At 74.6% G+C, this 26,625-nt stretch carries 30 protein-coding genes; 9 read left to right on the top strand and 21 right to left on the bottom strand.

The features are described 5' to 3' along the window. Nucleotides 1–154: 154 nt before the first annotated feature. The 6 genes from GMA12_RS10140 to GMA12_RS10165 all read right to left on the bottom strand — a co-directional run bounded on the left by GMA12_RS10140 (nucleotide 155) and on the right by GMA12_RS10165 (nucleotide 5,345). Nucleotides 155–295, bottom strand: a complete 141-nt coding sequence (locus GMA12_RS10140) for a hypothetical protein (RefSeq protein ID WP_156269403.1) — start codon at nucleotides 293–295, stop codon at nucleotides 155–157. 57 nt (nucleotides 296–352) lie between these two features. Beyond that, complete coding sequence (locus GMA12_RS10145; protein ID WP_156269404.1) at nucleotides 353–925, bottom strand: NADPH-dependent FMN reductase; 573 nt, start codon at nucleotides 923–925, stop codon at nucleotides 353–355. A 43-nt stretch (nucleotides 926–968) separates the two neighbouring features. Next, nucleotides 969–2,084 (bottom strand): FAD-dependent oxidoreductase, encoded by a 1,116-nt coding sequence (locus GMA12_RS10150; RefSeq protein ID WP_156269467.1) that lies wholly within the window; start codon nucleotides 2,082–2,084, stop codon nucleotides 969–971. 59 nt (nucleotides 2,085–2,143) lie between these two features. Next, on the bottom strand, nucleotides 2,144–2,644 hold the full coding sequence (locus GMA12_RS10155; RefSeq protein ID WP_156269405.1) for a GNAT family N-acetyltransferase: 501 nt from the start codon (nucleotides 2,642–2,644) through the stop codon (nucleotides 2,144–2,146). Between the two features lie 76 nt (nucleotides 2,645–2,720). After that, the gene (locus tag GMA12_RS10160) at nucleotides 2,721–3,596 is read right to left on the bottom strand and encodes an alpha/beta hydrolase (protein WP_156269406.1); all 876 of its coding nucleotides are present in this window, start codon (nucleotides 3,594–3,596) and stop codon (nucleotides 2,721–2,723) included. Between the two features lie 150 nt (nucleotides 3,597–3,746). Beyond that, nucleotides 3,747–5,345, bottom strand: a complete 1,599-nt coding sequence (locus tag GMA12_RS10165) for a GMC family oxidoreductase (RefSeq protein WP_156269407.1) — start codon at nucleotides 5,343–5,345, stop codon at nucleotides 3,747–3,749. Nucleotides 5,346–5,523: 178 nt separating this feature from the next. Between GMA12_RS10165 and GMA12_RS10170 the strand changes: the two genes are divergently transcribed. After that, nucleotides 5,524–6,969: an aldehyde dehydrogenase family protein gene (locus tag GMA12_RS10170; protein WP_162459710.1), complete on the top strand. Its 1,446-nt coding sequence runs from the start codon at nucleotides 5,524–5,526 to the stop codon at nucleotides 6,967–6,969. A gap of 27 nt (nucleotides 6,970–6,996) precedes the next feature. Here GMA12_RS10170 and GMA12_RS10175 read toward each other — a convergent pair whose 3' ends face one another. Beyond that, nucleotides 6,997–7,545 carry a CueP family metal-binding protein gene (locus GMA12_RS10175; RefSeq protein WP_156269408.1) on the bottom strand — a complete coding sequence of 183 codons (549 nt, stop codon included), beginning with the start codon at nucleotides 7,543–7,545 and terminating at the stop codon, nucleotides 6,997–6,999. 127 nt (nucleotides 7,546–7,672) lie between these two features. Between GMA12_RS10175 and GMA12_RS10180 the strand changes: the two genes are divergently transcribed. Beyond that, nucleotides 7,673–8,458 (top strand): hypothetical protein, encoded by a 786-nt coding sequence (locus GMA12_RS10180; protein WP_156269409.1) that lies wholly within the window; start codon nucleotides 7,673–7,675, stop codon nucleotides 8,456–8,458. Nucleotides 8,459–8,469: 11 nt separating this feature from the next. Here GMA12_RS10180 and GMA12_RS10185 read toward each other — a convergent pair whose 3' ends face one another. From GMA12_RS10185 to GMA12_RS10195, 3 genes are read right to left on the bottom strand one after another with little or no spacing between them, the layout of a single operon-like run. Further along, nucleotides 8,470–8,835, bottom strand: coding sequence for a YciI family protein (locus GMA12_RS10185; protein WP_156269410.1), 366 nt, complete (start codon nucleotides 8,833–8,835; stop codon nucleotides 8,470–8,472). A 41-nt stretch (nucleotides 8,836–8,876) separates the two neighbouring features. Next, a complete protein-coding gene (locus tag GMA12_RS10190; RefSeq protein ID WP_162459711.1) occupies nucleotides 8,877–9,227 on the bottom strand; it encodes a nuclear transport factor 2 family protein in 351 nt (116 codons plus the stop codon). Between the two features lie 7 nt (nucleotides 9,228–9,234). Beyond that, a complete protein-coding gene (locus GMA12_RS10195) occupies nucleotides 9,235–10,371 on the bottom strand; it encodes a Gfo/Idh/MocA family protein (protein WP_156269411.1) in 1,137 nt (378 codons plus the stop codon). 160 nt (nucleotides 10,372–10,531) lie between these two features. On the opposite strand from GMA12_RS10195, the gene GMA12_RS10200 reads away from it, so the two are divergent. Both GMA12_RS10200 and GMA12_RS10205 read left to right on the top strand, forming a co-directional pair. Next, nucleotides 10,532–11,170: a hypothetical protein gene (locus tag GMA12_RS10200; RefSeq protein ID WP_156269412.1), complete on the top strand. Its 639-nt coding sequence runs from the start codon at nucleotides 10,532–10,534 to the stop codon at nucleotides 11,168–11,170. An 82-nt stretch (nucleotides 11,171–11,252) separates the two neighbouring features. Continuing rightward, nucleotides 11,253–11,408, top strand: coding sequence for a hypothetical protein (locus GMA12_RS10205; RefSeq protein ID WP_156269413.1), 156 nt, complete (start codon nucleotides 11,253–11,255; stop codon nucleotides 11,406–11,408). A 75-nt stretch (nucleotides 11,409–11,483) separates the two neighbouring features. On the opposite strand, the gene GMA12_RS10210 is transcribed toward GMA12_RS10205, so the two are convergent. The 6 genes from GMA12_RS10210 to sigK form a co-directional block, all read right to left on the bottom strand. Beyond that, the gene (locus tag GMA12_RS10210) at nucleotides 11,484–12,227 is read right to left on the bottom strand and encodes an ABC transporter permease (RefSeq protein WP_156269414.1); all 744 of its coding nucleotides are present in this window, start codon (nucleotides 12,225–12,227) and stop codon (nucleotides 11,484–11,486) included. 37 nt (nucleotides 12,228–12,264) lie between these two features. Next, nucleotides 12,265–13,215, bottom strand: a complete 951-nt coding sequence (locus GMA12_RS10215; RefSeq protein ID WP_156269415.1) for a PI-PLC domain-containing protein — start codon at nucleotides 13,213–13,215, stop codon at nucleotides 12,265–12,267. 88 nt (nucleotides 13,216–13,303) lie between these two features. After that, the gene (locus GMA12_RS10220) at nucleotides 13,304–14,218 is read right to left on the bottom strand and encodes a hypothetical protein (RefSeq protein WP_156269416.1); all 915 of its coding nucleotides are present in this window, start codon (nucleotides 14,216–14,218) and stop codon (nucleotides 13,304–13,306) included. Beyond that, complete coding sequence (locus GMA12_RS10225) at nucleotides 14,215–14,961, bottom strand: HpcH/HpaI aldolase family protein (protein WP_156269417.1); 747 nt, start codon at nucleotides 14,959–14,961, stop codon at nucleotides 14,215–14,217. Before GMA12_RS10225 ends, GMA12_RS10220 begins: the two co-directional genes overlap by 4 nt. Nucleotides 14,962–15,122: 161 nt before the next feature. Then, nucleotides 15,123–15,938, bottom strand: coding sequence for an anti-sigma factor (locus GMA12_RS10230; protein ID WP_240898767.1), 816 nt, complete (start codon nucleotides 15,936–15,938; stop codon nucleotides 15,123–15,125). A gap of 5 nt (nucleotides 15,939–15,943) precedes the next feature. After that, nucleotides 15,944–16,552, bottom strand: a complete 609-nt coding sequence (sigK, locus tag GMA12_RS10235; RefSeq protein WP_162459712.1) for an ECF RNA polymerase sigma factor SigK — start codon at nucleotides 16,550–16,552, stop codon at nucleotides 15,944–15,946. A gap of 313 nt (nucleotides 16,553–16,865) precedes the next feature. On the opposite strand from sigK, the gene GMA12_RS10240 reads away from it, so the two are divergent. The 3 genes from GMA12_RS10240 (at nucleotide 16,866) to GMA12_RS10250 (ending at nucleotide 19,439) form a co-directional block, all read left to right on the top strand. After that, the gene (locus tag GMA12_RS10240) at nucleotides 16,866–17,636 is read left to right on the top strand and encodes a hypothetical protein (protein ID WP_156269419.1); all 771 of its coding nucleotides are present in this window, start codon (nucleotides 16,866–16,868) and stop codon (nucleotides 17,634–17,636) included. Between the two features lie 21 nt (nucleotides 17,637–17,657). Further along, a complete protein-coding gene (locus GMA12_RS10245) occupies nucleotides 17,658–18,407 on the top strand; it encodes a class F sortase (protein ID WP_156269420.1) in 750 nt (249 codons plus the stop codon). 195 nt (nucleotides 18,408–18,602) lie between these two features. Then, nucleotides 18,603–19,439: an alpha/beta fold hydrolase gene (locus tag GMA12_RS10250; RefSeq protein ID WP_156269421.1), complete on the top strand. Its 837-nt coding sequence runs from the start codon at nucleotides 18,603–18,605 to the stop codon at nucleotides 19,437–19,439. A gap of 258 nt (nucleotides 19,440–19,697) precedes the next feature. Here GMA12_RS10250 and GMA12_RS18555 read toward each other — a convergent pair whose 3' ends face one another. The 5 genes from GMA12_RS18555 to GMA12_RS10275 all read right to left on the bottom strand — a co-directional run bounded on the left by GMA12_RS18555 (nucleotide 19,698) and on the right by GMA12_RS10275 (nucleotide 24,956). After that, complete coding sequence (locus GMA12_RS18555) at nucleotides 19,698–20,009, bottom strand: antitoxin (RefSeq protein WP_156269422.1); 312 nt, start codon at nucleotides 20,007–20,009, stop codon at nucleotides 19,698–19,700. Between the two features lie 161 nt (nucleotides 20,010–20,170). Then, nucleotides 20,171–21,718: a gluconokinase gene (locus GMA12_RS10260; protein ID WP_156269423.1), complete on the bottom strand. Its 1,548-nt coding sequence runs from the start codon at nucleotides 21,716–21,718 to the stop codon at nucleotides 20,171–20,173. Then, nucleotides 21,718–22,737, bottom strand: a complete 1,020-nt coding sequence (locus GMA12_RS10265) for a zinc-binding dehydrogenase (RefSeq protein ID WP_156269424.1) — start codon at nucleotides 22,735–22,737, stop codon at nucleotides 21,718–21,720. The genes GMA12_RS10260 and GMA12_RS10265 overlap by 1 nt, the downstream gene beginning before the upstream one ends. A gap of 64 nt (nucleotides 22,738–22,801) precedes the next feature. Further along, the gene (locus GMA12_RS10270; RefSeq protein ID WP_156269425.1) at nucleotides 22,802–23,569 is read right to left on the bottom strand and encodes a glucose 1-dehydrogenase; all 768 of its coding nucleotides are present in this window, start codon (nucleotides 23,567–23,569) and stop codon (nucleotides 22,802–22,804) included. 7 nt (nucleotides 23,570–23,576) lie between these two features. After that, complete coding sequence (locus tag GMA12_RS10275; protein WP_162459713.1) at nucleotides 23,577–24,956, bottom strand: GntP family permease; 1,380 nt, start codon at nucleotides 24,954–24,956, stop codon at nucleotides 23,577–23,579. Between the two features lie 142 nt (nucleotides 24,957–25,098). Between GMA12_RS10275 and GMA12_RS10280 the strand changes: the two genes are divergently transcribed. Beyond that, complete coding sequence (locus tag GMA12_RS10280) at nucleotides 25,099–25,818, top strand: FadR/GntR family transcriptional regulator (protein ID WP_156269426.1); 720 nt, start codon at nucleotides 25,099–25,101, stop codon at nucleotides 25,816–25,818. 42 nt (nucleotides 25,819–25,860) lie between these two features. Beyond that, entirely contained in the window at nucleotides 25,861–26,622 is a 762-nt protein-coding gene (locus GMA12_RS10285; protein WP_156269427.1) for a YoaK family protein, read from the top strand. The last annotated feature ends 3 nt before the right edge of the window (nucleotides 26,623–26,625 follow it).

A 26,625-nucleotide genomic window follows, 5' to 3' on the forward strand; every position in this document is an offset into this window, starting at 1 on the left:
GCGCACTGTGCCCGGCACGCTGGGGCGAGCGCCCCCACCTCCTGCGGGAGCCCACCGGCGGACACGGGAACGCCCCCCGGAGAGCGGCTGCTCTCCGGGGGCGTTCCCGGGCCGCCGCACGGACGGGATGCCGTGCGGGAACGGACGTGCGGGATCAGTCCTCCGGGTCGGACTCCTCGTTCTTCGCGTCGCCGTGCTCGTGCGGCACCGGGGTCATCTCGGTGGTCATGTCGGCGTCGTCGATCTTGGCCGCGTCCTCGATCGGGTCGGGGCTGGAAGTCGGCTGGTCGCTCACGGGTGCTCCTTCGTCGAGACGGCTGGATGTGCTCAGCCTACGACGACGCCGCGCTCGTCAGGCGCCGCCGGCCGGGGCGCGCAGCGGCGCCAGCGCGGTGGACCACGCGATCACCTGGTCCAGCATCGTGGACAGCGTGCGCAGGTGGTGCTCCGCCGGAGCGAAGGTGCTGTAGTGCTCGAAGTCGGTGCGCAGGGACAGGGCGACCTGCTGGCGCACGTCGGCCAGCATGAGCTCCCCGGCGACCTGCCGCAGCTGCTCCACGGCACGCACCCCGCCGGCGGAGCCGTAGGAGACGAAGCCCACGGCCTTGTTGTTCCACTCGGCGTAGAGGTGGTCGAAGGCGTTCTTCAGCACCCCGGGAGCGCCGTGGTTGTACTCGGGGGTGACGACGACGAAGCCGTCGAAGCCGTCGATCGTGGCCGCCCACCGTTTCGTGTGCTCGTGCTGGTACCGGCCCGCCGAGGGCGGCACGGGCTCGTCCAGGTGCGGCAGGTCGTGCTCGCGCAGGTCGAGGAGCTCGAACTGTGCGTCGTCGCGACGGGCGGCGTGGGTGAGCACCCACTGCGCCACGGCCTCCCCGTTGCGGCGGGGACGGGTGCTGCCGAGGATGATGCCGATGCGGACCATGACGGTTCCTCCTACCTGGGGTGGGGCACTGGTGTGGGGCGGATCAGCCGCCGGTGGTGGGCACGGGCTCCCGGCGCCGGGCCGCGCCGGCGTCCAGCAGCCGCACGGCCTCCTGCGCGGCCGCCCGTCCCGCCCGGGTGGCGCCGAGGGTCGAGGCGGAGGCCCCGTAGCCGACGAGCAACACGCGCGGGTCGGCGAGCACCCGCACTCCGTCCGTCCGGATCCCGCCGCCGGGCTCGCGCAGCCCGAGCGGGGCGAGGTGGTCCAGCGCGGGCCGGAAGCCGGTGGCCCACAGGATCGCGTCGGCGCGGACCTCCCGGCCGTCGGCCAGGCGGACCCCGTCGGCAGTGAGCTCCCGCAGCGGCCCGGCCGAGACCAGGACGCCGGCCTCGATCCCGGCCCGGTACTGCGGGGTGAGGGGCAGGCCGGTGGCCGAGACCACGCTCTGCGTGGGCAGCCCGGCCCGGGTCCGCGCATCGACCCGTCGCTCCACGTCCCGGCCCCACTCGGCGTCGAAGGGGCGCGGCGTGAACTGCGGCGGGCGGCGGGTGACCCACGTCGTCGTGGCACCGGCCGCGTCCAGCTGCAGCAGGAACTGCACGGCGGAGGTGCCTCCGCCCACGACCACCACGTGCCGGCCGCGGAACTCCCCCGCGGAGCGGAAGTCGTGGGTGTGCAGCTGCCGCCCCCGGAAGAGCTCCCGGCCGGGATAGTACGGCCAGTGCGGGCGGTCCCACGTGCCGGTGCCGTTGATCAGCAGCTGCGTCCGCCAGGTCCCGGTGTCCGCGACCACGTCGAGCGGCCCGCCGTCGGAGACGGACTCCACCCGGCGCACGGCCACGGGACGGTGCACGGGCAGTCCGAAGCGGCGCTCGTACTCGCCGTAGTAGCGGGTGACCACGGCGGAGGCGGGCTCGGCCGGATCGGGGACCCCGAGGGGCATGCCCGGCAGGTCGTGGATGCCGTGGGCCCCGCCGAAGGTCAGCGAGGGCCAGCGGTGCCGCCACGCTCCCCCGGGCCCGGGGTTGGCGTCGAGCACCACGAAGTCCTCCTCGGGCACCAGCCCACGGCGGCGCAGGTGATGGGCCGCGGACAGCCCCGCCTGCCCGGCCCCGACGACCACGACCTTCAGCACGGCACTCCCCGTTCGTTGACGCATCACTGATCGAGGAACGCCGGGCGGTCGTGCGCTATTCCGGACCGACGGGGCCGGGGCGGTCAGGCGCGGTCGGGCTCGTGCTCCCGCGCGGCGCCGACCCGGTGCAGGGCGTCCCCGGTGAGCCGGAAGACGGACCACTCGTCCTGGGGCAGCGCGCCGAGGCTGCGGTAGAAGCCGATCGACGGCTCGTTCCAGTTCAGCACGCTCCACTCGACCCGGGCCCAGCCCTGCGCCACCGCGTGCCGGGCCAGGGCCTGCAGGAGCGCCTTGCCGTGGCCGGCGCCGCGGGCCTCGGGGCGCACGTAGAGGTCCTCCAGGTGGATGCCGTGCACGCCCTCCCAGGTGGAGAAGGTGCGGAACCACAGGGCGAAGCCCTGCAGGCGGCCCTCGTCCTCCACGACGTGGGCGAAGACCGCCGGGTGCTCCCCGAACAGGGCCTCCGCCAGCTGCTGCTCGGTCATCCGCACGGCGTCGGGCTCGCGTTCGTACACGGCCAGGTCCCGCACCATCCCGAGGATGGCGGGCACGTCCTCGGGGCGGGACTTCCGGATCTGTGACATGACCGGCAGACTACCGGACCGCCCCGGGCCGGACCCGTACCGGCGTCCGGCCCGGGGCGGATCCGGCGGAAGGTGCTCAGAGCAGCGAGCGCACGTGCCGGATGGCCCGCTGGGCCTCGGGGGTCCACCACGCGCCCACGTAGACGTGGAAGGCGCCGGGCTCGTAGAGCAGCCGGCCGGGGTTGCCGGCGCGCTGCAGGGCCCGGGCGAAGCCGAGGGCGTCGGCGGCGAGGATGTCCCGCCCGCCCTGCACCAGGTGCACCGGCGGCAGGCCGTCCACGTCCCCGTGGACGGGGCTGACCAGGGGGTCGGTCAGCGAGCGGTCCCCGGCCCAGGCCTGGCACAGCGGGACGACCTCGTCCGTGCTCAGCATCGGGTCGTGCGGATCGATCTCGCGCACGGCCGGGTGGGTCGCGGTGACGTCCAGGGCCGGAGAGAAGCCGACGACGTGGTCGGGGGCCCGCAGCCCGGTGTCGCGCAGCAGCATGGCCAGCCCGATCGCCAGGCACCCGCCGGCGGAGTCCCCCGCCACGACGATCCGGTCCACGGAGGGCCGGGCCACGAGGTCGGCCCAGGCCGCGGCGAGGAACTCGTAGCCCTCGTCCGCGCAGCCCTCCGGGGCGAGCCGGTAGAGAGGCACCGTGACCGTGGTGCCCGTGTTCTTGACGACCTCGCGGATGATCCACCAGTGCGCGGGCAGCAGCGGGTTCACGAACGCCCCGCCGTGCAGGTAGATCAGGTGGGACCCGTCCGCACCCGCGCGCGGGGTCAGGCGCAGCACGGGGCGCCCGGCCACCTCCTCGCGGGTGAGCTCGTGCGAGCGCCGCAGGTCCTTCGGCACCGCCGCGGGCTCCGGATAGGGCCGGCCCCGCAGCTGGTCCACGTCCCGGAACGGGCTCAGGCGGGCGCGCGCGGCCACCGCCCGGGCGGTCAGGTCCATCCGCAGGCTCATCGATCGTCCCCTCCGGGCCCGGCGGCCCACTCCTCCGGCGCGGCACCGCCGCGCCGGCGGGCCGCCCTCGGTCCGGGCGGCCCGTCGCGGCCAGTGTAGGCGGGCCGGCCCGGACCGGGGCGCCGGCGCGGCGGCCCGGTCCGCCGGCCGTCAGCCCTCGGCGCCCACGGCGGCCGCCGCGGCGGCGAGGGTGGTGCTGCCGCCGGTGATGAGGGACGCGGCGCGCTCGGCGATCATCGCCGTGGGCGCGTTGGTGTTGCCGCTGGGCACCCGCGGCATCACCGAGGCGTCCACCACCCGCAGGCCGTCGATGCCGTGCACGCGCAGGTCCTCCGGGGAGACCACCGCGTCCGGGCCGGTGCCCATCCGGCAGGTGCCGACCTGGTGGTGGTAGGTGGTCACGAACCGGTGGAGGTAGGCGATCTCCTCCTCCTCGGTGCGCACCTGGGGGCCGGGGTAGAGCTCCTCGGCGCCCCAGTCCTGCGCGAGGGGGCGGGTGCGCACCATCTCGCGGGCCTGGCGCAGGGAGGCGAGCAGCGCCTCGCGGTCGCGCGGGTCGTCGAAGATGTTCGGGTCGAGCTCCACGGGGTCGGACACCCCCGGCCCGGTGAGGCGCACGGTGCCGCGGGACCGGGGGCGGACCAGCCCGGCGTGCAGCGTGAACGCGTTCATCGGCCCCTCCATGCCCTCGTCGTACATCGGGACGGAGAAGTGGATCGGCTGGGTGTCGGGCGCGTCCAGGTCCGGGCGGGAGCGCCAGAACAGGTGCGTCTGGGTGACCGACCAGTCGGACTCGGGGTGCTCGATCGTCCGGGCCGTGGCCTCGGCGATGACCGGGGCCAGCAGGTGGTCGTGCAGGTTCGCGCCGACCCCGGGCAGGTCGTGGACCACCGGGACGCCGACGTCGGCGAGGTGGGCGGCAGGGCCGATCCCCGAGCGCAGGAGGATCTTCGGCGAGTCGAGCGCCCCGGCGCACAGGACCACCTCGTCGGCGCGGATCTCCTCGGGCGCGGCGCCCGGATCGGTGAGCGGCAGCACGGCCACGCCGACCGCGCGCCCGTCCTCGACGAGCACCCGCTGCAGGAGCACTCCGGTGCGCAGGCTCAGCCGCGGGTGGTCCTCCACCGGCTTGACGTAGGCCATCCAGGTGTTGAACCGCCGCCCGTCCCGGACGTTGATCTGCTGCTGGGAGACCCCGTCCAGCGTGCCGCCGTTGTAGTCCTCGTTGTACGGCACGCCCACCTCCTCGGCCGCCTCGATGATCGACGCGAACACCGGGTTGAGCGGGTAGTCCTGCACCACGGGCACCGGCCCGTCGGTGCCGCGGCTGCCGCCGGGGACCGTCCCGGCGGGCGGGACGTAGGTCTCGAGCGCCCGGAACCAGGGCAGCACGTCCTCCCAGCCCCATCCCGGGCAGCCGTCCGCCGCCCAGGCGTCGTAGTCCTGGGCGGCGCCGCGCACCCAGATCGTGGCGTTGAGGGCGTGGGAGCCGCCGAGCACGCGCCCGCGCGGCCAGTGGATCACCCGGCCGTCCGCGTGCCGCTGGGGCACCGTGAAGTAGTCCCAGTCCTCCGGCGAGTGCCACAGCTCGCCCAGGCGGGACACCTGGTGGATGGCCGGGTTGAGGTCCGTGCCCCCGGCCTCCAGGAGGATCACCTCGTGGCCGGCGCCCAGGAGGCGGCGGGTGAGGATGCTGCCGGCGGTGCCGGCGCCCACGACGACGTAGGTCTTGGCGGTCTCGTTGCTCATGGCCCCAGTGTGATCCGGAGCACGTGACGGGGAGTTGTCCCGGCGCGCACGGCCCTTGATCCACAGCGCGGGAATCCGCGCTGTGGGTCAACAGCCGTGCCCGCACGGTCAAGCCGGCCCGGTGTGTCCCGGGTCACCATGGGGGCAGCACCGCATCCGTCCTTCCAAAGGAGCCACCGTGACCACTGCACCCGCCGCCACGACCGACACCCCCACCGCCCTCGGCCTCGACGAGCTGCTGGCGGCCGTCACCGCCCCGGACGGCCGGGAGATCCTCGACCCGGCCACCGGGGAGCTGGTGGGCCGGGCCCCGGAGTCCACGGTCGAGGACCTGGACCGTGCCCTGGACCGGGCCCGCCGGAAGCAGCCGGAGTGGGCCGCCGTCCCGGACGCCGAGCGCGTGGCCCTGCTGCTCCGGGCCGCCGACGCCGTCGAGGCGAACGCCGCCGCGCTCGCGGAGCTGCTCTCGCGCGAGCAGGGCAAGCCTGTGCAGAACGGGCCGAACGCCCTGTTCGAGGTCGGCGGCGCGGTGGCCTGGCTGCGCGCGACGGCGGCGCTGCCGCTGGAGCCCGAGACGCTCTTCGACGACGAGTCCGGCCGGGCCGTGCTCAGCTACGAGCCCATCGGCGTCGTCGGGGCCATCAGCCCCTGGAACTGGCCGATGATGATCTCGGTCTGGCAGCTCGCCCCGGCCCTGCGGATGGGCAACACCGTGGTGGCCAAGCCCTCCGAGTACACCCCGCTGTCCGTGCTCGGGCTCGCCCACGTGCTCAACCAGGTGCTGCCCGAGGGCGTGCTCACCGTGGTGGCGGGGGGCCGGGAGGTCGGCGAGGCGCTGTCGCAGCACCCGGGCGTGGACAAGCTGATGTTCACCGGCTCGACCGCCACGGGCAAGGCCATCATGCGCTCGGCCGCCGACTCCCTGACCCGGCTCACCCTGGAGCTGGGCGGCAACGACGCCGGCATCGTGCTCCCGGACGCGGACCCCGAGGCCATCGCCGAGGGCCTGTTCTGGGGCGCGTTCATCAACACCGGCCAGACCTGTGCCGCGCTCAAGCGCCTCTACGTCCACGAGGACGTCCACGACGCCGTGTGCGAGGCGCTCACCCGGGTCGCGGCGGCCATGCCGATGGGCCAGGGGCGGGACGAGCGCAACGTCCTCGGTCCCCTGCAGAACCGGGCGCAGTTCGAGATCGTCGCCGACCTCGTGGAGCAGGCGCGGGCCGGTGGCGGCCGGGTGCTGATCGGCGGCGAGCCGGCCGCGGGGCAGCCGGGGTACTTCTACCCCACCACGCTCGTGGCCGACGTCGACGACGACAACCCCCTGGTCACCGAGGAGCAGTTCGGCCCGGCCCTGCCGATCGTGAAGTACTCCTCGGTCGACGAGGCCGTCCGCATGGCCAACCGCCTCGACGTCGGCCTGGGGGCCTCGGTGTGGGGCTCGGACCCAGACCGGGCGCGGGAGGTCGCCGCCCGGCTCCAGGCCGGCACCGTGTGGATCAACAAGCACGGCGCCGTCGACCCCCGGATGCCCTTCGGCGGGATCAAGAGCTCCGGGTTCGGCGTGGAGTTCGGCGTGGAGGGCCTCAAGGCCCTCGGCGTGCCGAAGGTGATCGCCTCCTGAGCGGGTCCGCCCGGCGGGGAGCCGGGGTCAGGCCAGGCGCATCGTGGTGAGGCAGGTCGGGTCGTCGGCGGAGGTGCTGACCTGCTGGGTCGCCGTCCCGGCGTCGGACGTGATCTCGAGGGTGCCGGTGATGTCCTTGGGCAGCCACAGGCCCACGAACCCGTTCTCGTAGCTGGTGAGCGTCCGGTCGAGGAGCACCCGGCCGGCGTCGTCGGTGACGCGGACGTCGAACTCCTCGCCCACGAGCTCGCCCTGGCAGCCGGAGAGGCTGTGGTGGAAGCACTCGTGGGTGGTGGTGGTCCACGGGGCGACCGCGAGGTAGAACCGGTCCTCCGGCAGGGGCAGCACGGCCTCGGACCCGTCGTCGGTCAGGACCACCTCGTCGTAGGTCACCGAGCCCGCCAGTCCCGCCGCCCGGTCCTCGTGGGTGCGGTCGAGCCGCTCCACGACCTCCTCGGCGCTCGCGCCCTCCAGCCCGTGCTCGCGCAGCAGGGCCTCGCCCTCCGCGCTCCCGCCCGCGCACCCGGAGGCGAGCAGCAGGACGGCGGCGGACACGGACAGCACCCAGGACCTCATGCCGCCCACCCTATCGAGGGCCCCCGGCGGGCGGACCGCGATCCGGGCCGGGTTCTCCCCAGCCGCCTGCCGGTGGGAGCGACTACACTGCGGGGTCAAGCGGTTGCGGGATTCGGGGGGATCCGCCATGAACAGCACCGAGGGCAGCGACGGCTCCGGCGTCGCGCTGCTGGTCACCGGGGCCACCGTCGTGTCCGTCGTGTCGTCCGTCCTGACCGATCTGCGGATCGTGGCCGCCACCGCGCTGGTCCTCGCCGGCCTGCTGCTCGTCGTGCTGCTGGTGCGCACCACCCTGCGGGCCCTGCGCCCGGGCGCGGCCGGACGGCGGGTGAGGCACCGGCCGGTGGAACTCGCCCGCCGGGCCGGGGCGGAGGACATGCGCGCGGCCTGGATGCACCGGCAGCTCGGGCTCCTGCCGCCCCAGCAGCGGGCCGCGGACGCGGCGTTCGTCGCCGCCCGGCTGGCCGAGGCCCCCCGGGCGGACTGGGACCCGGCCCGTCTCCGGCTGCACGGCCGGGCCCTGTGGTCGGTCCGGGACGCGGCCGGACGGACACCCCTGCACCAGGAGGTCGAGGCCCGGCTGGACCGGGTGGCCGCCATGATCTCGGACCTGACCGACGACGAGTTCGACACCCACCACGGGCAGCGGGACGACCGGTACCTCTTCCACGCCGACCCCGAGGTCCGGGCCGCCTACCTGGCGGGCGGGTCCGCGGCCGTGGAGGCGATCATGGGTGCCATCTCCGCCGCGCGGGCGCAGGCCCGGGCGGACGCCGCCGCGCAGGCCGCCGCGGACTCCCTGGCCCAGGAGCGCAACGCCGCGCTGCGCGCGCTGCGGGAGCTCCACCGGCACACGGGGTCCCGGGACGCCCACGCCGCGTGGGAGGAGCAGGCCCGCCGGATCGGCAGCTGACCCCCGGCCCCTCAGCCCGGGAGGTGCTCCTCCGGCGCGCCCTGGAACTCCCGCACCTCGACCGGCAGGGTGGTCGCCCGCGCCAGCTTCCGGCCCCACTCGATGGCGGCGTCGTAGTCGGGGGCGGCGACGATGCAGATCCCTCCGGCGTGCTCGTCCTCGCGCTCGTACGGGCCGTCGGTCGTGACCACGTCCGCGCCGTGGAAGCGCACGACGACGGAGGCCTCCGCCCGGTCCAGGCCCCCGGCGAAGACCCACGCCCCCGCGGCCTTCAGCTCCTCGTTGAACGCGGCGACGTCGCGCATCACGGGCTCGAGGACCTCGGGAGCCGCCGGTCCGCCGTCGGGCTGTTCGATGCTGAGCAGGTAGTGCTTCATGGTGGGCGAGCCTCCCTGGGGCGTCGGATGGTCCTCGGAGTCTACGGTCGGGGCGGGCCCCCGAAATAGACCTGGACGTCCACCACCCGGCCCTCGCGCACCGTGATCGCCTCCATGTTCCGGAACGTCCCGCCGGCGCGCAGCTCGTACTCGTACCGGACAAACACCAGCCCGGGCGCCACCTCGGCCACCTCCTGCAGCTCCTGCCGGGCGACCCGGCCGGCCGTCGGGAAGCAGCGTGCGAAGTAGGCGTCCCGGTCGATGTGGTCGTCCTGCGGGGACGTGAACCGGAACCCGTCGCCGACGAGCTCCCGCGCCCGCTCCTCGTCCTGTACGAGGTAGGCGTCGAAGAGCTCGCGGACCACCTCCGCGCTGGTCGGTGCCTGCGTCACCGGGCCCTCAGCCGTTCTGCGGCAGCTGGGCCACGAGCTCGTCGTCGTCGGGCTCCGCCACGGGCGGCAGGGTGCGCACCTGGTCCGCGGAGGGGCGCACGGCCCGGTCCGCCGGCTCCAGGCGCACCGGCCGGCCCGTCTCGAGGGAGGCGAGCACCGCCTCGTGCACGCGGATGTCCAGCAGCCCCTCCTCCCCGTCGGCCTCGGGCGCGGCGCCGGTCAGGATGCACGCCGAGAAGTAGTCGGTCTGGCCCGCGAACTGCTCCACCGGGTCGTGGGTGCGGGTCTCGGTCCGGCCGTCGCGGGTCACGGTGTAGCTGATGCCCACCTCGGGGCCGAAGCCGAAGCACGGCTGGGCCGCCAGCGCCCCACCGGTGCCCACCACGGTGAACTGCTCGGTGGCCTCGGTGGCGTAGCTGACGGTGAACTGCGCCAGCCGCTCCCCGGGGAAGCGCAGGGTCACCGCCACGGTGTCGTCGAAGTCGAAGCCCCGGCCCGACGTCCGCACGCCCATCGCGTGCACCTCGACCGGCTCGGCCGCGAACAGGTTGCGCACCGCGTTGAGCGGGTAGCTGCCCATGTCCGGGATCGGCCCGCCCCAGAACCCCGAGTGGCCGCGGTGGTTGGCCTCGTCGATGTCCTGGGCGAACACCGCGGTGAACAGACGGGGCTCGCCCACCAGGGCCTCGTCCCGGACCCGGGTGATCAGCTCGAGGGTGCCCGGCTCGTGGTGCAGCCGGTAGGCGACCATGAGCCGGGCCCCGCCGCGCGCCGCGGCGTCGATCATCGCCCGGCAGTCCGCCACGGAGGTCTCCATCGGCTTCTCGACCAGCACGTGGATGCCCGCCTCGAGGGCCGGCTCGGCGAACTCCCGGTGCCGGAACACGGGCGTGGCCACGTACACGGCGTCCACGTCCCCGGAGGCCAGCAGCGCCGGGTAGTCCTCGTAGGAGTACGCGGGCACGCCGTACTCGGCGGCGAGCTCCCGGGCCTTTCCCGGGGTGCCGGTGACCAGGGCGGCCAGCACGGAGTTGCCGGTCCGGGCGATGGCGGGCAGGAACGCCTGCTGGGAGATCTGGCCGAGGCCGACCACCGCGTAGCGCACGGGGCCGTTCGTCGAGGGGTCGGTCCGGGGAGACGTCATGGGATGTCCTTCACGGTCGGGAACGGGGCGGGCGGTCCCGGCCAGACTAGCGGCGGGCGGGGACGGGCGGAACGCCCGCGCACGGTCCGGGCCGGGTGGGTCATCATGGGAGCACGCCCCCGCAGGACCGTCGCCGGTCCCCGACCGCCAGGAGAGTCCCGTGCCCAAGAGCAAGGCCCGCAAGAAGGCCGCCGCCAAGAAGAAGCAGCAGCGGCGGGAGTTCCACGCCGCGGCCGGCGCCCGCGGCGTGGAGATCGAGGGCACCCCGCAGGGCACGTGGGACGACGACGCCCACGAGCTGCTGGTCTCCCGCGGCTGGGTGGCCTACCGGGACCTGGAGATGGACCAGCTCGGCGACGGCTGGGAGTGGCTGCCGTCCCAGCTGCCGCTGGACGCCGGGGTGGGCGGCGAGCCCGGGCCCACGTCCGTGTTCGCCGCGGCGGAGGGCGGCTACGACGTCGAGCTCGCCAACCCGAACGGGACCGTGGACCCCGACCGCTCGGGGCACTACGACACCCTCGAGGAGCTCGCGGCGGCCCTGGACGACCTCGAGGCCTGGCGGGTCCCCGCCGACGAGTACGTGCTGCCCGACGAGCCGAGCTTCTCCGCGGACACCCCCTGGGCGATCTGCCAGCTCTACGCCGGCGGGATGATCGACCACTGGGAGCTCGCCGCCGACCTCATCCACTTCCCCTACGAGCAGATCCCCGACGGGTTCGCCGCGGTGGAGCGCGCCCACCGGGTCGGGCTCATCCCGGCCTCGCTGTTCGCCGCGGTCGTCACCGGCCGGGCGGGGTAGCGACGCGCTCCCCTTGTCGGCGCTCCGGGCGCGGGCGTAGCGTGGCACCGGACCATCACCCTGCTGAGGAAGAAGGACCGTCATGACGCAGACCCCGGACCCCGCCGAGAACAAGCCGTCCCAGGCCGAGGGGGACGTCCCCGAGGACCAGGACGTGGAGTCGGCCGTCGACCCGGCCGGCAACAAGCCCTCCCAGGCCGAGGGCGAGGCACCCGAGGACGCCCCCGGGGACGACTGACACCCGGCCCCGGAGCGCAGGGCGCCCCCGTGACCGGGGGCGCCCTGCGCGTGCCCGGTCACGGGGGTGCCGGGGTCAGGCGGTGGGCACCGTCCTGGCCCGGCCCAGCACCTCGACCAGGGCCACGGCCACGAGGGAGCCCGCCGTCAGGATCCCGGCCAGGACCACGAGCTGGAACCGCCCGGCCTCCAGCGGTGAGGCCCCGGCGAACACGGCGCCCACGAACGCTCCGGGCAGCACGACCATCCCGGTGGTCCGGGTCTGGTCCACCGAGGGCACGAGGGCCTCGAGCACGGCGAGCCGGGCGATCTCGAGCGTGGACTGCCGCGGCGTGGCGCCGATCGCCAGCCAGGCCTCGACCTCCTCGCGCCGCTCGACCACGTCCGCGCGGAACCTCCGGCCCGTGAGCGTGGCGACGCTCATCGTGTTCCCGATGACGATGCCCCCCACGGCCAGCAGGTTCTGCGGTGCCATGGTGATCGCCCCGGTGAGGAACACGATCGCCAGGGTGGTCCCGGCGGCAAGCAGCATGGCCACGGCCAGCCACAGCATCGACCACCGGTCCGCCCGCAGCCGACGGCCCGCGGTGAGCACCGCCGCCACGAGCATCACGCCGAGGGCCGCCGCCACCCATGTCAGTCGCTCGATGACCGTGGAGAGCACCAGGCTCAGGGCGGCCAGCTGCGCGGCGGCGCGCAGCACCGCGAGCCCGGGCGCGGACCACCGGGGCACGCCGCGGGAGGCGAGCACCGCGGTGGTGAGGGCCATGAGCAGGGTGAGTCCCAGCAGCGTCGGGAGAGCCACGGCGTTCCAGGTCATGCCGCGAGTCTAGGGACGGGCCCGGCGGGCGCGGCGCTCAGTGCCGGCTCAGCCCCCGGCCGTGCCGACTCCCGGACGTCGGCGCCCACCCCGGCAGGCCGAGGAGGTCCGCCGCCTCGCGGTAGTGGCAGGTGGAGAGGATGCCGAAGCCGGTCTCCACCGCGCGGCGGTAGTAGTGCGGATCCAGGGCGTCGGCGGGCAGGTTCTCGTCGTAGCGGTGCAGCTCCAGGCGCATCGGCACGTTCCACCCGCGCATCCGCAGGCTCGTCTCCATGTCCGGGACGTAGTGGCCGGCGAAGCCGACGACCCGCCCGATGTCGGGCACCTCGCGCCGGATGTCCTCGGCCGTGGCGAGCCCGTCCGGGTGGGTGGGCACGAAGTAGACGAGGTCCGGGGCGATCCGGCGGTAGACGGCCAGCTGCGTCAACCCGTGCACGCCCACCACCACCTGGCTCTCGGCGCGGTGGGTGCGGACGAGCTCGACGACGGCCTCGGGCGCCACGTGGTGCACGTCCAGCCACAGGACCGCCCCGGCCAGCACGGCCCAGGTGAGGAACTCGCCGGCCTCCCGCACCGGGCAGCGGGTGACCTCCCCGTAGTTGTCCATCAGGTGCTGGCTCAGCACGTAGTCGGCCGACTGCTCGCTCACCGGCCCGACGCCGGTGCTCCCGTGCCCCATGACGGGCTCGTGCAGGACGACGCACCGGCCGTCCACGGTGCTGCGCAGATCGATCTCGATCATCGTCCGCGGCCGGGTGGCCAGGACGTTCTGGGCCGACTCGAGGGCGGAGCACGGCCAGGGGCCGTCGGGGTGGTAGCCGCCGCGGCGGGCGAGCAGGAGGGGGCCGGTGGCCGTCAGGCGGTCGTGCCGCGTGTAGGCCGCCAGCTCGGCCGGCGAGTCGAAGACGATCGAGTGCTGTGCCGCCCGGGGGGCGGTGTCCGCGGAGGTGCAGTCCAGCGGGTCCGGTCGGTGGGGGTCGTTCGGCATGGTTACTCCTGGGGGGATGGGAGCGCAGTCGGTGGCCGTGGGGGGACGGCCGGTGGGCGGGAGGCGGGGGAACCGCCCGTCCGTGTGCTCAGGGGCCCTCGGCCGCCCGTGCACGTTCCAACTCTTCCACGTCCGAGGCGGAATACGTCGCCGCGATCTGCATGTCGTTGCCTCCGCGGAGCACATTGGTCGTCTTGAGACCTCGGATGACGAGCCGGGGAATGGGCCGGTACGTGGTGCGGCCGTCGTGCACCGGCCGGGTGCCCACGCCGTGGCGCAGGGCGACGGCGTGCAGCCACACGTCGTCGGCCCGGGGCGCGCACGCCGTGAACCCGCTCCCGGCCTCGCGCAGGGCGTCGAGCAGGTGCGGCGGGTAGAGCACACCGGAGGTGCCCGTGGCGAAGGTCTGCAGCGAGGCTCTCGCGGGGGCGCCGGGCACCCAGGTGGCGTACGGCTGGATCCGCCCCGCCTGCAGGCGCATGCGGTGCGCCCGGTGCGCCACCACGTCTCCGGGGTGCCGCTCGTGGACGGCCAGCAGCTCCTCCAGCCACGTCTCGCCGTAGAGGACGTCGTCGTCGGCGATGACCAGGGGCAACTCGTGCCGGGCCTCGGACCGCACGTAGGGGTAGTACTTCTTGTGGGGGCCCCAGTCCTCGGTGGCGCGGATCTCGAGGCCGCGGCGCACCAGCCGCGCCAGCGGTGCGGGGGGATCGGCCACCACGGCGGGGTCCTCCAGCCACAGGATCAGCCGCCGCGGGCGCACGGTCCCGTGCGCCATCGACTCGACGGCCAGGTGCACCGTGCGGATCCGGCTCCCGTAGGAGGTGAGGCTGACGACGACGGGGGCGTCCCCCCGCACGGGCGTCGTCGCGAAGCGGTTGCGCGCCCGGAAGTACAGCGCGCTGCGGCTGGTCCGGAACGAGTGCAGCCAGCTGCGGACCATCGCACGGGACAGCACCCACCGCAGGGGATGGGGGCGCCGTCCGGCCGACCGGGAGGTCATGCCGGGGGCGTCAGCCCGGCGCGCGCCGCCGCGCTGCCCAGGTGCAGGACACCCGAGTCGGTCGTCACCGCGATCCAGGAGAAGCCCTGCCCGCGCAGCGCGGCCGCGCGCTCCGGGGACCCGGCGAACGCGCCCGGCAGCACACCGGCCGCCCGGCACGCGCGCACGATCACCGGCAGGGGCGCGTCCTCCGCGGTGTCCGCGAGCAGGTCGTCGACGTCCCGGCCCAGCGCGAGGGAGAGGTCGAAGGGCCCCACGAAGACCATGTCCAGGTCCGGGGTGGCGGCGATCTCCTCCACCGCGGACACGGCCCGGGCCGTCTCGACCATCACCGCGCACCGGGGGCGCGGCGTCGACGCCGCTCCCCCGGTGGAGTCCCGGCTCCCCGGCAGCGGGCCCCAGCTGCGGGCGCCCCGTGGCGGGTAGTGCGCCGCGGCCACGGCGGCCTCGGCCTGCTCCGCGTCCTGGACCAGCGGGATGATCACGCCGTCCGCCCCGGCGTCGAGGGCCCGGCCGATCGCCGTGGGGTCGTTCGCGGCGACCCGGACCAGCACCGGGGCCGCCGCCTCGTGCCGCAGGGCGAAGAGGCCGCGGAGGGCGGCGTCGTCGAAGTGTCCGTGCTGGGCGTCGACGCCGACCCAGTCGAAGCCGGCGCGCTCGAGCGCGAGCGTGGTGCGGGCGTCGCCGAGCGTGGCCCACACGCCGGTGCGCACCGCGTCCGCGGGAAGGTCTGCCTCGGTCATGGCCTCATGATGGCAGGGGGCGGACGGGGGCACGACCTCGCCGCGGGATTGCGACGACGGCGCCGGCCACGGCCGTGACCATCGCGGCGACCGCGGCCGTGACCACCGCCGCACGGGCCGCGGCCGACGACCGCGAGCCCGGCCCCCTCCTCCGTGCTCGGTCAGACCTCCACGGCGGCCAGGACCGGCAGCGTGGGCGTCTCGGAGCCGCCGGCAGGCTCGACCGTCATGGCCACCGCGCCGGCGCGGTCGACGTCCCCCTCCAGCCACACCTGCACCTGCCCGCCGCCGAAGTGCGCGTCCGGCACCGGGGAGCCGTCCTGCATCAGCCACAGCTGGTACTCGCGTCCCTCCTCCGGGGCCGGGAGGTCGGCGGCCACGAGCATGGCCGCGTCCTCCTGCTCGGAGACCACGAGGGTCGCGGCGCTCCCGTCGACCTCCAGCCGGTGGGTCGCGACGTCGGCGGCGGCCAGCAGGCGGGCCTGCCGGTCCTGTTCCTGCGCGGCGAGCTGCTGCTGCTCGCGCTGCTCCGTCTGCGTCCCGATCGCCCAGCCGCCCAGGGCGGCACCGGGCAGGAGCACCGCGGCCGCCGCCGCGGCGGCCAGCCGCTGCCGCCGGGGCCGCCGGCGCTCCGCCAGGGAGACGACGTCCGCACCGGGTCCCGGGTCCGCCGAGCTCCCGGGGGGCGCGGCGCTCGGCGTCGCGGCGGGCGACGGGACCGGGGTCCCGGCGGGTGCCCCGGACCGGGTCCCGTGGATGGCGGCGAGGATGTTCCCGCGCAGCGCAGGCGGCGGGTCCTGGGCCACCGCCGAGGCCAGGGCCGCGCCCACCTCGCCGAACGAGTCCACCTCGGCGCGGCACGCCGCGCAGTCCCGGAGGTGCTCCTCGAACGCGGCGCGCTCCTCGGGCTCGAGCGCGTCCACGGCGTAGAGCGCCGCGTCCCCGTGGACGTCCTCGGACCAGTTGTCCTCCTGCATGTCGTTCACCGCTGCACCCCCAATGCTGAGCGTAGGTTGTTGAGCCCGTCCCTGATCCGCGCCTTCGCCGTGCCCAGTGGGACGGCCAGGTGCTCGGCGACCTGTCGGTGGCTGTAGCCCCGGTAGTACACCAGGCAGACGGCCTCGCGCTGGAGCTCGCTCAGGGATCCCAGCCCCGCGCGGACCTCCTCGGTGTCCAGGGACTGCTCGACCTCGCCCCAGGTCTCGTCGGCGGGCGATCCCGCCTGGCGGAGCTCGTACTGCTCGTCCCGGACGCGTTCCCGCTGGCTCTGCCGGATCCGGTCCACCGCGCGCCGGTGGGCCATGGTGCACAGCCAGGCCAGCACGGTGCCGCGCTGCGGATCGAAGCGCTCCGCCTGCTGCCAGGCCATCAGGTAGACCTCCTGGACCACCTCGGCGGCCAGCTCCGGGGAGCGGGTCAGCCGCACCACGAGCCCGAACAGCTTCGTGCACGTGGCGTCGTACAGCTGGGCGAAGGCGGCCTCGTCCCCGGCGGCGCTGCGCCGCAGCAGCTCGGCCAGGTCGTCGGTCCCGCCGGAGGAACGGGACTGGGTCCCCGCGCCGCAGCCGCGGCCGGTCGGTCCTTCACTCACGCGATCTCGCTGTTCACTCGGGGGGCAACGCCTCGCACGCCACCCGGGCGAGGACAGTCCTGTACCGCAGACTGCCACATCGGGCCGGTGCCGCGCTGTCGACACACGCTGTCCTTCCATGCCAGGTGTTCGTCACCGGACGCGCCGCGGATGGGTCCGCGGCGCAATCCGACGGATCGGGGGCGCCGGTTCTGGGCGCCGGAAAAAACTTTGCGGCCGCACCCATCCGGGAGCGCCACGGTGCCGAACCCCCTGTGCACACATCGAGATGTGCGCACACGGCACGAACCCCGGTACGACACAGGAGAAACTGATGCGCAAGTCCACGTTCCTCGCAGTCCCCACCCTGGCCCTCGGCGCCCTCACCCTGGCCGCTGCCCCCGCCTCCGCCCACGCGGAGGACACGTGGTCCTCCCAGGCCACCCTGAGCACCCTGAACAACTCCGGCACCACCGGTGACGTCATGGTCGACGTCCACGGCACCGAGGCCACCGTCACGATGAACGTCACCGGCGCGGCCGAGACCTTCATGGACGGGCCGTTCCCGCACGCCCAGCACATCCACATCCACGGCCAGGGCACCTGCCCCGGCCCCGAGGCCGACGCCGACGGCGACGGCGTGGTCAACACCACCGAGGGCCACCCCTCCTACGGCATGATCGGCACCTCGCTGACCCTCGAGGGCGACACCAGCCCCGACTCCGGCCTCGCCGTGGACCGCTTCCCGGGCGGGTCCGCCTACACCTACGAGCGGACCTTCGAGCTGGACGCGGCGACCGCCGAGGCCCTGCAGAGCGGCACCGCGGTCGTGGTCGTCCACGGTGTGGACCCGGCCAAGATGCCGGCCGCCGCCGCGGAGAAGATGAGCGACCTCGACCCGTCCCTGCCCGCGGCCGCGACCCTGCCGGCGGCCTGCGGCACGCTGACGGCCTCCCAGATGGGCGCGATGCCCGAGGGCGGCGCCGACACCGGCGTGACCCAGGAGACCGGCTCCGGCGCCGAGACCGTGGCGCTGGGCGGTGGCCTCCTGGCGGCCGTGGCCGGCGGCGCCTGGGCCCTGCGCCGGCGCGCCGCCCGGGCCTGATCCCGCGGGACGGTTCCTGTCATGACGGGATCGGCCACCGGCCGCCGCGGGGGCCTGCTGGCCTCCGCGGCGGCCGCCGTCCTGCTCGCCACGGGCTGCGCCGCCGGCTCCGGCGACGGGCCCTCGGCAGCCTCCGGCAGCACGTCCTCGGCGGCCTCGAGCACCACCCCCGGGACGCCCTCGACGGGGTCCTCGCCCACGTCGTCCGCCACGTCGTCCGCCACGTCCTTTCCCACGGCCGCGCCGTCGCCCACGGGGACACCGTCGGCCGCACGCGCGACGCCGACCGCCGCGCCCCGGGACCGCCCCGCGGTCCTGGACGCCTCCGAGCCCGTCTCCCTGACCGTGCCGTCCACCGGCACCCGCTCCGAGCTGCTGCACCTGGGTCTGCGGGAGGACGGGTCCCTCGAGGTCCCGCCCGAGGGCCCCGGGTCCCCGGCGAGCTGGTACACCGGCTCCCCCACCCCCGGCGAGCGCGGCCCGGCCGTGCTGCTGGGGCACGTGAACGCCACGGGCGGAGGGCCGGGGGTCTTCGCGGACCTGCGTCGCCTTGTCCCCGGGGACAGGATCGAGGTCGCCCGGGCGGACGGTTCCACCGCGGTCTTCGCCGTCGACCGCGGGGAGCAGTACGGCAAGGACGACTTCCCCACCCTGGAGGTCTACGGCAACACGGAGGCCGCCGAGCTGCGGCTGATCACCTGCGACGGCTACGACCCGGCCACCGGCGAGTTCGACGACAACTACGTCGTCTACGCGTCCCTGGTGTCCTGAGCCGCCTCGCCGCCGGCCGGGCCCGCGGGCAGCACCGCACCGATGAGCACTTCCGCGGCCCGGCGCGCCTGCCCCGCGGCCTCGCCAGTGCCGGCACACGGGAACGACCGTCGAGAGCGGTGGTTCCCTAGACTCGAACCGGCGGGGGCGACCGTTCCCGCCCGATTGTCCGAACGACCGAGAGGAAGATCGTCCATGGGTTACATCAGCGTCGGCACCGAGAACAGCACCGACATCGAGCTGTACTACGAGGACCACGGCAGCGGTCAGCCCGTGGTGCTGATCCACGGCTATCCGCTGGACGGGTCGTCCTGGGAGAAGCAGACCGTGGCCCTGCTCGAGGCCGGTCACCGCGTGATCACCTACGACCGCCGCGGCTTCGGCAGCTCCAGCAAGCCCACCACCGGCTACGACTACGACACCTTCGCCGCGGACCTGAACGCCGTGCTGAACCGCCTCGACCTGCAGGACGCCGTGCTGGTGGGCTTCTCCATGGGCACCGGCGAGGTGGCCCGCTACCTCAGCACCTACGGCTCCTCCCGGGTGGCCAAGGCGGTCTTCCTCGGCTCGCTGGAGCCCTACCTGCTGCAGACGGACGACAACCCCACGGGCGTGCCCCAGGACGTCTTCGACGGGCTCGCCGCGGCCGTGACCGCGGACCGGTACGCGTTCTTCACCGAGTTCTTCGGCAACTTCTACAACGCCGACACCTTCCTCGGCACGGAGCGGCTCAGCCAGGAGCTCGTCGACGCCAGCAAGGACATCGCGTTCCGCTCGGGCGCCGTGGCCTCCGTGGCCGCGCAGCCCACCTGGCTGACCGACTTCCGCGCCGACATCCCCCGGATCGACGTCCCGGCCCTGATCGTGCACGGCACCGCGGACAACATCCTGCCGATCGACGCCACCGGGCGGCAGTTCACCAAGGCGCTGCCGGAGGCGCGCTACGTCGAGATCGAGGGCGCCCCGCACGGCATGCTCTGGACGCACGCCCCCGAGGTGAACGAGGCCCTGCTGGACTTCCTGGCCGGCTGACCGGCCCGGACCCCGGTCGGCCACCGGCGCGCCTGGTGCGAGGGATAACGAATGTGTAACGTGATGTCCTGAGAACATCCCCCCGCGTTCTCCCGGACCATCGGCGTCCCCTGCGCGGGTGGTCCGACGGCCCCGGCCCGCCTCTCCCGGCGGACCGGGGCCTTCGTTCGTGCCGGGCGGCCCCGGCCGTGCACCGATCAGCACGTGTGCTGCCGCGGCGTGCGCTGCTGCGGTGCAGGCTGCTGCGTCTCCGGCTGCTCAGCCGCGGGGGTCGCGGTCCGGGCGGATCCCCTCCGGGCCCTCGCCGGGCCGGTCCGTCCCACCGAGCCGGTCCGTTCCGCCCGGCCGGGCACCCGGGGACCGGTCGTCCGGCGTGCTCCCCCCGGCGGCGCGGTGGCCGCCGAGGTAGTCCCGGGCCTTCTGCTGGACCGAGTCCACGTGCCGCTCGTACTTCCGGCCGGTGCGCTTGTCCACGAAGTTCCCGGCCTGGTCCAGGACCTTGTTCACCTTGTCCGGGTTGCGCTGCGCGAGCTGCTTGGCCTTCGCCGTGAGCCCCTTGAAGTTCACCATGACGTCTCCTTCCGAGAGCGGTCACCGCCGCGAGTCCGCGGCGGTGCTGTCACGACTCCATCATGCAGAGCTGGTGCCGCGCTGGCCAGCACCTGTGGCCGGCCCCGTCGGACTCCCGGCGCCGCACATGCCCCGGAAGGCATACTCCTGCCGGGCGGCGGTCAGTCCCGCTCCAGCGGCAGGGCGGGGGCCAGGCGCCGCAAGGACGTGAAGGTCGGCACGAGAGCCTCGTACAGCTGCTCGAAGACCGGCTGCAGGGACGCGTGGACCGCGGCGTCGGCCGGGTCGGGGCGCAGGGTGGAGTCCACCTCCACGAGGTCCGCGGCCACGTCGATCGACTCGATGAGCCCCAGCGCCTGCATCCCGAGCAGCGCCGCGCCGAAGCCGGACCCCTCGTGCCCGGACGCGAAGGAGATGTCCGTGCCCAGCACGTCGGCGAGCATCTGCCGCCACAGGGGGCTGCGGGCGAACCCGCCCGTGGCCCGGACCTGCTCCACCGCCAGGCCGGCCGAGCGCATCGACTGCAGGACCAGGCCCAGCTGCTGGCACACCCCCTCCAGGGCCGCGCGCACCAGGTGCGCCCGCCCGTGCGCGCGCGTGAGCCCCACGTAGGCGCCCCGGGGCAGGGAGCTCCAGTGCGGGGCGCGCTCGCTCAGCAGGTAGGGCAGCATGAGCAGCCCGCCCGAGCCGGCGGGCACGCTCTCGGCCAGCGCGCACAGGGCCTCCTGGGAGTCCTCGCCGAGGTCCGGGGCGAGGGCGTCGCCCGCCCAGCCCAGGACCACGCCGCCGTTGTTGATGGCACCGCCCACCACCCAGCGGCCGGGGGTGAGGGCGTAGCAGAAGACCCGGCCCAACGGGTCCACCACGGGACGGTCGACGACGACGCGCAGGGCGCCGCTCGTGCCGATCGAGCAGGCCGCCACCCCGGGCCGCACCGCCCCCAGCCCCAGGTTCGCGAGGGGTCCGTCGCTGGCGCCGACCACCACCGGCGTGCTCGCGGGCAGCCCGGTGGCCCGGGCGGCCCCGTCCGTGAGCCCGGGCAGGACGGTGGTGGTGGGCACGAGCTCGGGCAGCTGCTCGGGCAGGATCCCGGCCAGGGCCAGGGCCTCGTCGTCCCAGGCCAGCTCGTGGATGTTCATCAGTCCCGTGGCGGAGGCCACCGAGTGGTCCACCACGAGGGCGTTGCACAGCCGCAGCAGCACGAACTCCTTGATGCCGGCCCAGAAGGCGACCCGCTCGCACAGCTTCGGCTCCTGCTCGTGGAACCACACGAGCTTGGGCAGCGGTGACATCGGGTGCACGGGGGTGCCCGTGCGCCGGTGCAGCGCGAGCCCGCCCACGCCGGCGCGCAGCCGCTCCGCCTGCGCACTGGCCCGGGTGTCGGCCCAGGTCACGAGCGGGGTGAGCGGCTCCCCCTCGGGCGAGAGACCGAGCAGGCCGTGCATCGCGGAGCTGAAGGACAGCCCGGCCACGCGCTCGGCCCCGACCTCCTCGACCACGGCGCGCACCGTGTCCAGGACGGCGCGCAGGATCAGCTGCGGGTCCTGCACGGCGTGGCCGCCGTGCGGCTCCTCCAGCGGATAGCCCGCCGAGGCGGAGGCGAGCTGCTCGCCGCCCACCGCGAACGCGACCGTCTTGGTGCTCGTGGTGCCGATGTCGACCCCGAGCACCACCGGGCCGGCAGCGGGGTCCGCGTGCGGACCGGTCATCAGCGGGTCTCCTCGCCGAAGGACACGAGCACCTTGCCGGAGGCCGCGGAGTCCCGGGCCGCGGCGAAGGCCTCCAGGGCCCGCTGGGCCGGGATCTCGTGCGTGACGACGCCCTCGATCCCGGGGTGGGCGGCGAGCAGCTCGATCGCCTCGTCGATCTCGTCGTCGAAGCGGAACGAGCCGCGCAGCTGGAGCTCCTTGGACACCAGCGGGGCCAGGTTCACGGGCCGGGCCTCGTTCGGCACCATCCCCACCTGGACGACCACGGCCCCCCGGCGCGCGGCCGCCAGCGCGGGGCTCACGGCCGCGGGCACCCCGGAGCACTCCAGCACCACGTCGAAGGCCTCGGCCGGGAGCGGGTCCGCCCCGATGCGGACCGTGCCGTGCACACCCAGTGCCCGGGCCCGCTCCAGCGGGCCCTCGAGGACGTCGGTGGCCACGACCTCGGCCGCGCCGCGGGCCAGGGCGGCGGCCGCGGTGAGCAGCCCGATGGGCCCGGACCCCGAGACCAGCACGCGCCGGCCGGCCACGTCCCCGGCCACGGTCAGCCCGTGCAGCGCCACGGCCAGCGGCTCGGCCAGGGCCGCCCGGCGCAGCGGGAGGCCCTCCGGGAGCACCCGGACCATGTCCCGGCGCACCAGCAGGTACTCGCTCATCCCGCCCTGGGTGTGCGGGCGGGTGGCGGCGCTGCCCAGGTAGGCCCCGCCCGGCCACAGGTGACGCCGGTCCTCGATCCCTGGCTCAGGGGTGCCGAACGTGGCCGGGTGCACCGTCACCGGGGTGCCCGGCGCGAGCTCGCCGGCAGGGTCCAGGTCCACCGTCCCGGAGACCTCGTGGCCGGGCACGAGCGGCTCCCGGACCACGTACTCCCCGTTGGCGCCCTCGGCCCAGTAGTGCAGGTCGGACCCGCACACCCCGCCGTAGGCGATCCGGAGCCGGAGCTGCCCCGCGGCGGGTTCCGGGGTGGGCAGCTCCTCGACGCGCAGGTCCTGCTTGCCGTGGATGACGATGGCTCTCATGGGTTCTCTTCCTGGGACTTCCGGATCGACCGGGACTTCCGGATCGGTGGCTGGGGGTTTCGGGTCAGACGACGGAGGTCATGCCGCCGTCGACCAGGACGTTGTGCCCGGACACGAAGCTGGAGGCGTCCGAGCACAGGTAGATCAGCGTGCCCACGAGCTCCTCGACGCGCCCCCAGCGCCGGGCCGGGGTGCGCTCGACCACCCACGCGTTGAACGCCTCGTCCTCGACGAGGGCCTGGTTCATCTCCGTGGCGAAGTAGCCGGGGGAGAGCGCGTTGACCTGGATGTTGTAGCGGGCCAGGTCGGCGGCCATCCCCTTGGTGAGCATGACCACCCCGCCCTTGGTCGCCGAGTACGGGGCGATGGTCTGCCGGGCGAGCACGGACTGCACCGAGGCGATGTTGACGATCTTCCCGGAGCCCCGCTCCTGCATCCCGGGGACCACGGCGCGGGAGACGTGGAAGGCGCTGGAGAGGTTCGCCGCGACGATGTCCTCCCAGTCCTGGGCGGTGAACTCGGCGAACGGGGCGCGGCGCTGGATCCCGGCGTTGTTGACCAGGATGTCCGGCACGCCGTGCTCGGCCACCACCGCCTCGATCCCCGACCGCACGGCGTCGGCGTCGGTGAGGTCGAAGGCGGCCGTGGCCGGCGCCGTGCCCGTGCGGCCGGCGATCTCGTCGCGCACCCGGGCGAGGGCCTCGTCGTCGCGCCCGTGCAGGACCACGCGGGCGCCCGCCTCGGCGAGGCCTGCGGCCAGGGCCCGTCCCAGTCCCCGGGAGGACCCGGTGACGAGGGCGAGCCGGCCGGTGATGTCGAAGATGCTGTTCATCGCTGCCTCAGGCCACGTAGAAGATGGCGAGGACGATGACGAAGCCGAGGACGGACTCGATGGCCTGCTGGACGGTCCACGTCTTCAGCGTGGTCTTGACGTCCATGCCCATGAGCCGGCCGACGAGCCAGAAGCCCGAGTCGTTGACGTGGCTGGCGAACACGGACCCGGCGGCGGTGGCCAGGGTGATCGCGGCGATCTGCACCGGGCTGAAGTCCCCGGCGGCCACGGCCGGGGCCATGAGCCCGGCGGCGGTGACGAGGGCCACGGTGGCCGATCCCTGGGCCAGGCGCAGGACGACGGCGATGATGTAGGCGGCGAAGATCACCGGCAGGCCGATGCCCTCGAGGGAGGACGCCAGGGCGTCGCCGATGCCGGAGGCCCGCAGGATGCCGCCGAACATGCCGCCGGCGCCGGTGATGAGGATGACCGAGGCGACCGGGCCCAGCGAGGAGTCCAGCACCTTCTCCAGGGCGGTGCCGTGCTCCCCGCGCCGGGTGCCGAGCACGAAGGTGGCCACGAGGACGGAGATCAGCAGGGCCACCGGGGACTCGCCCAGCGCCGAGAGGAACTGCACCCAGGTGGCGTCCTCCGACACGACGCCCGCCGACCGCAGGAAGTTGAGGCCCGTGTTCATGAAGATGAGCACCAGGGGCAGGAGCAGCATGGCGATGATCGTGCCGACCTTCGGCGGGTTCTTCGGCTGGTCGTCGTCGATGTCCCCGAAGAACCCGGGCACGGGAAGGACGTACTTGGTGCCCACGCGCTTGCCCCAGATGTAGCCGGAGACGTACCAGAGCGGGAAGGCCAGCAGCAGGCCGAGGAGCAGGACCAGGCCGAGGTCGGCGCCGTAGAGCTCGGTGGCGGCCACGGGACCCGGGTGCGGCGGGACGAAGACGTGCATCACGGAGAACGCGGCGGCGGCGGGCATGCCGTAGAGGAGCACGTTGGTGCCGCCCAGGCGCCGGGCCACGGCGAAGATGATCGGCAGCATGACCACCAGGCCGGCGTCGAAGAAGATGGGGAAGCCCATGATCAGCGAGGCGACGCCGAGCGCGAAGGGCGCCCGCTTCTCGCCGAAGACGTCGACGAGCTTGTCGGCGAGGGCCATGGCGCCGCCGCTGTGCTCGACCATCTTGCCGAGCATGGCGCCCAGGCCGATGAGCAGGGCCACCGGGCCGAGGGTGGCCCCGAAGGACTCCACGGCCGTGTCGACGACGAGCCCCGTGGGGATGCCGGTGGCGAACGCCGTCAGCAGCGCCACGAGGATCAGGGTCAGGAACGCGTGCATCTTGAACCTGATCACCAGGATCAGGATCAGCGCGATGGCGCCGGCGGCGATGCCCAGCAACGGGGCGGTACCGAGGGTCTGTGTCCAGTCTTCCACTGAGGGTCTCCGTGCTCTCGGGCCTGCGCGCAGGCCGTGGGGGTGCTCGTCGTGATCCACGACACGCGCTAGGCTGACAGAAAGATCATACTTTTGGCAACAGCGGGGGCAGCACGGGCACCGCACGGGGGACGGAGCCGGGATGCACGGGGTGGAGCAGCACAGCGGAGTGCTGGATCGGCTCGGCCGCAGCATCGCCTCGGGCGACCGCGGACCCGGCACGGTCCTGACGCTCGCCGGGCTCGAGGAGGAGTTCGGGGTCTCCCGCACCCTCGTGCGCGAGGTCGTGCGGGTGCTCGAGTCCATGGGGATGCTGGAGTCGCGGCGGCGCGTGGGCGTCACCGTGCGGCCGCCCGGGGACTGGAACCCGTTCGACCCCCGGCTGATCCGGTGGCGGCTCGGCGGCCCCGGACGGGACGCCCAGCTGCTGAGCCTCACCGAGCTGCGGGCGGCGATCGAGCCCGTGGCGGCCCGGCTCGCCGCCGCGCGGGCGGACGAGTCCACCCGCCGGCGTCTCGTGGAGCTGGCCGCCCGGCTCAAGGCGCTGGGCGAGGCCCACCGCGGCACGGACCCGGAGTACCTGGCGACCGACATCGCGTACCACGAGCTGCTCCTGGCGGCGAGCGGCAACCCCATGCTGGCCGCCCTGGGCGGGACGGTCGCCGAGGTGCTCTCCGGCCGGACCGCGCTGGGACTTATGCCGCGGGAGCCTGCTCCCGGGGCGCTCGAGGACCACGAGGCCACGGCCGCCGCCGTCGCCTCCGGGGACGCCGCCACGGCCGAGACCCGGGCGCGCGCCGTGGTGACGGAGGTGCTCGAGGAGGTCGCCGACGTGACGGAGGACACCTCCTGTTCTGGCTGATGGTCTGCTGGCCCCGGGCCGCCCCGTTCCTAGGCTGGACCCATGGCCACTCCCGTCACCGGCTACCTGTCCCGGGTCTCGGGGCCCCGCCGGAGCCCCCGCTACGACCATCACCTGGCCTGCCTGCTGATCCTCGTCGCGGGCATGCTCAACTCGGCCGGCTTCGTGGCCGTGGCGCTCTACACCTCCCACATGACCGGCCTGACCGCGACCATGGCCGACCACCTCGTGGACGGCGACGTGGAGCTCCTGTCCCTGGGCGCCGTCGGACTGGGCGCTTTCGTGCTCGGCGGCGTCTGGTGCGCGCTGCTCCTCAACTGGGGCCGGCGGCGCGGGCTCGGGTGCCGGTTCGCGAACGTGCTCGCCTTCGAGGGCGTCCTGATCCTGGTGTTCAGCCTGAGCGCCGAGGCCGTCGAGGAGCACCACCGCGGCCTCGTGCCCGTCGCTGTCCTGTGCTTCACCATGGGGATGCAGAACGCACTCATCAGCAAGGTCGCCGACATCCCCGTGCGCACCACCCACGTCACCGGGATGATCACCGACATCGCGACCGAGCTCGGCAGGATGCTCTACCCGAACCGCACGCCCGGGCCCGAACCGGTCCGGGGGGACGGCAGGAAGCTGCGGGTGCTGAGCGGGCTCGTCGGCCTGTTCTTCCTCGGCGGCGTGACCGGGACGGTCGGCTACCTCGCCGCGGGATTCTTGTTCCTGGTGCCCGTCGCCCTGCTGCTGCTCGTCCTGGCCTACCGCCCGGTGGCCCGGGACCTCTCCCGCCGGCGCCCGCCCGCCCGCGTGTTCCTGTGAGCC

It is taken from the genome of Kocuria sediminis (assembly GCF_009735315.1).
In the GTDB taxonomy this organism is placed as follows: Bacteria; Actinomycetota; Actinomycetes; order Actinomycetales; family Micrococcaceae; genus Kocuria; species Kocuria turfanensis.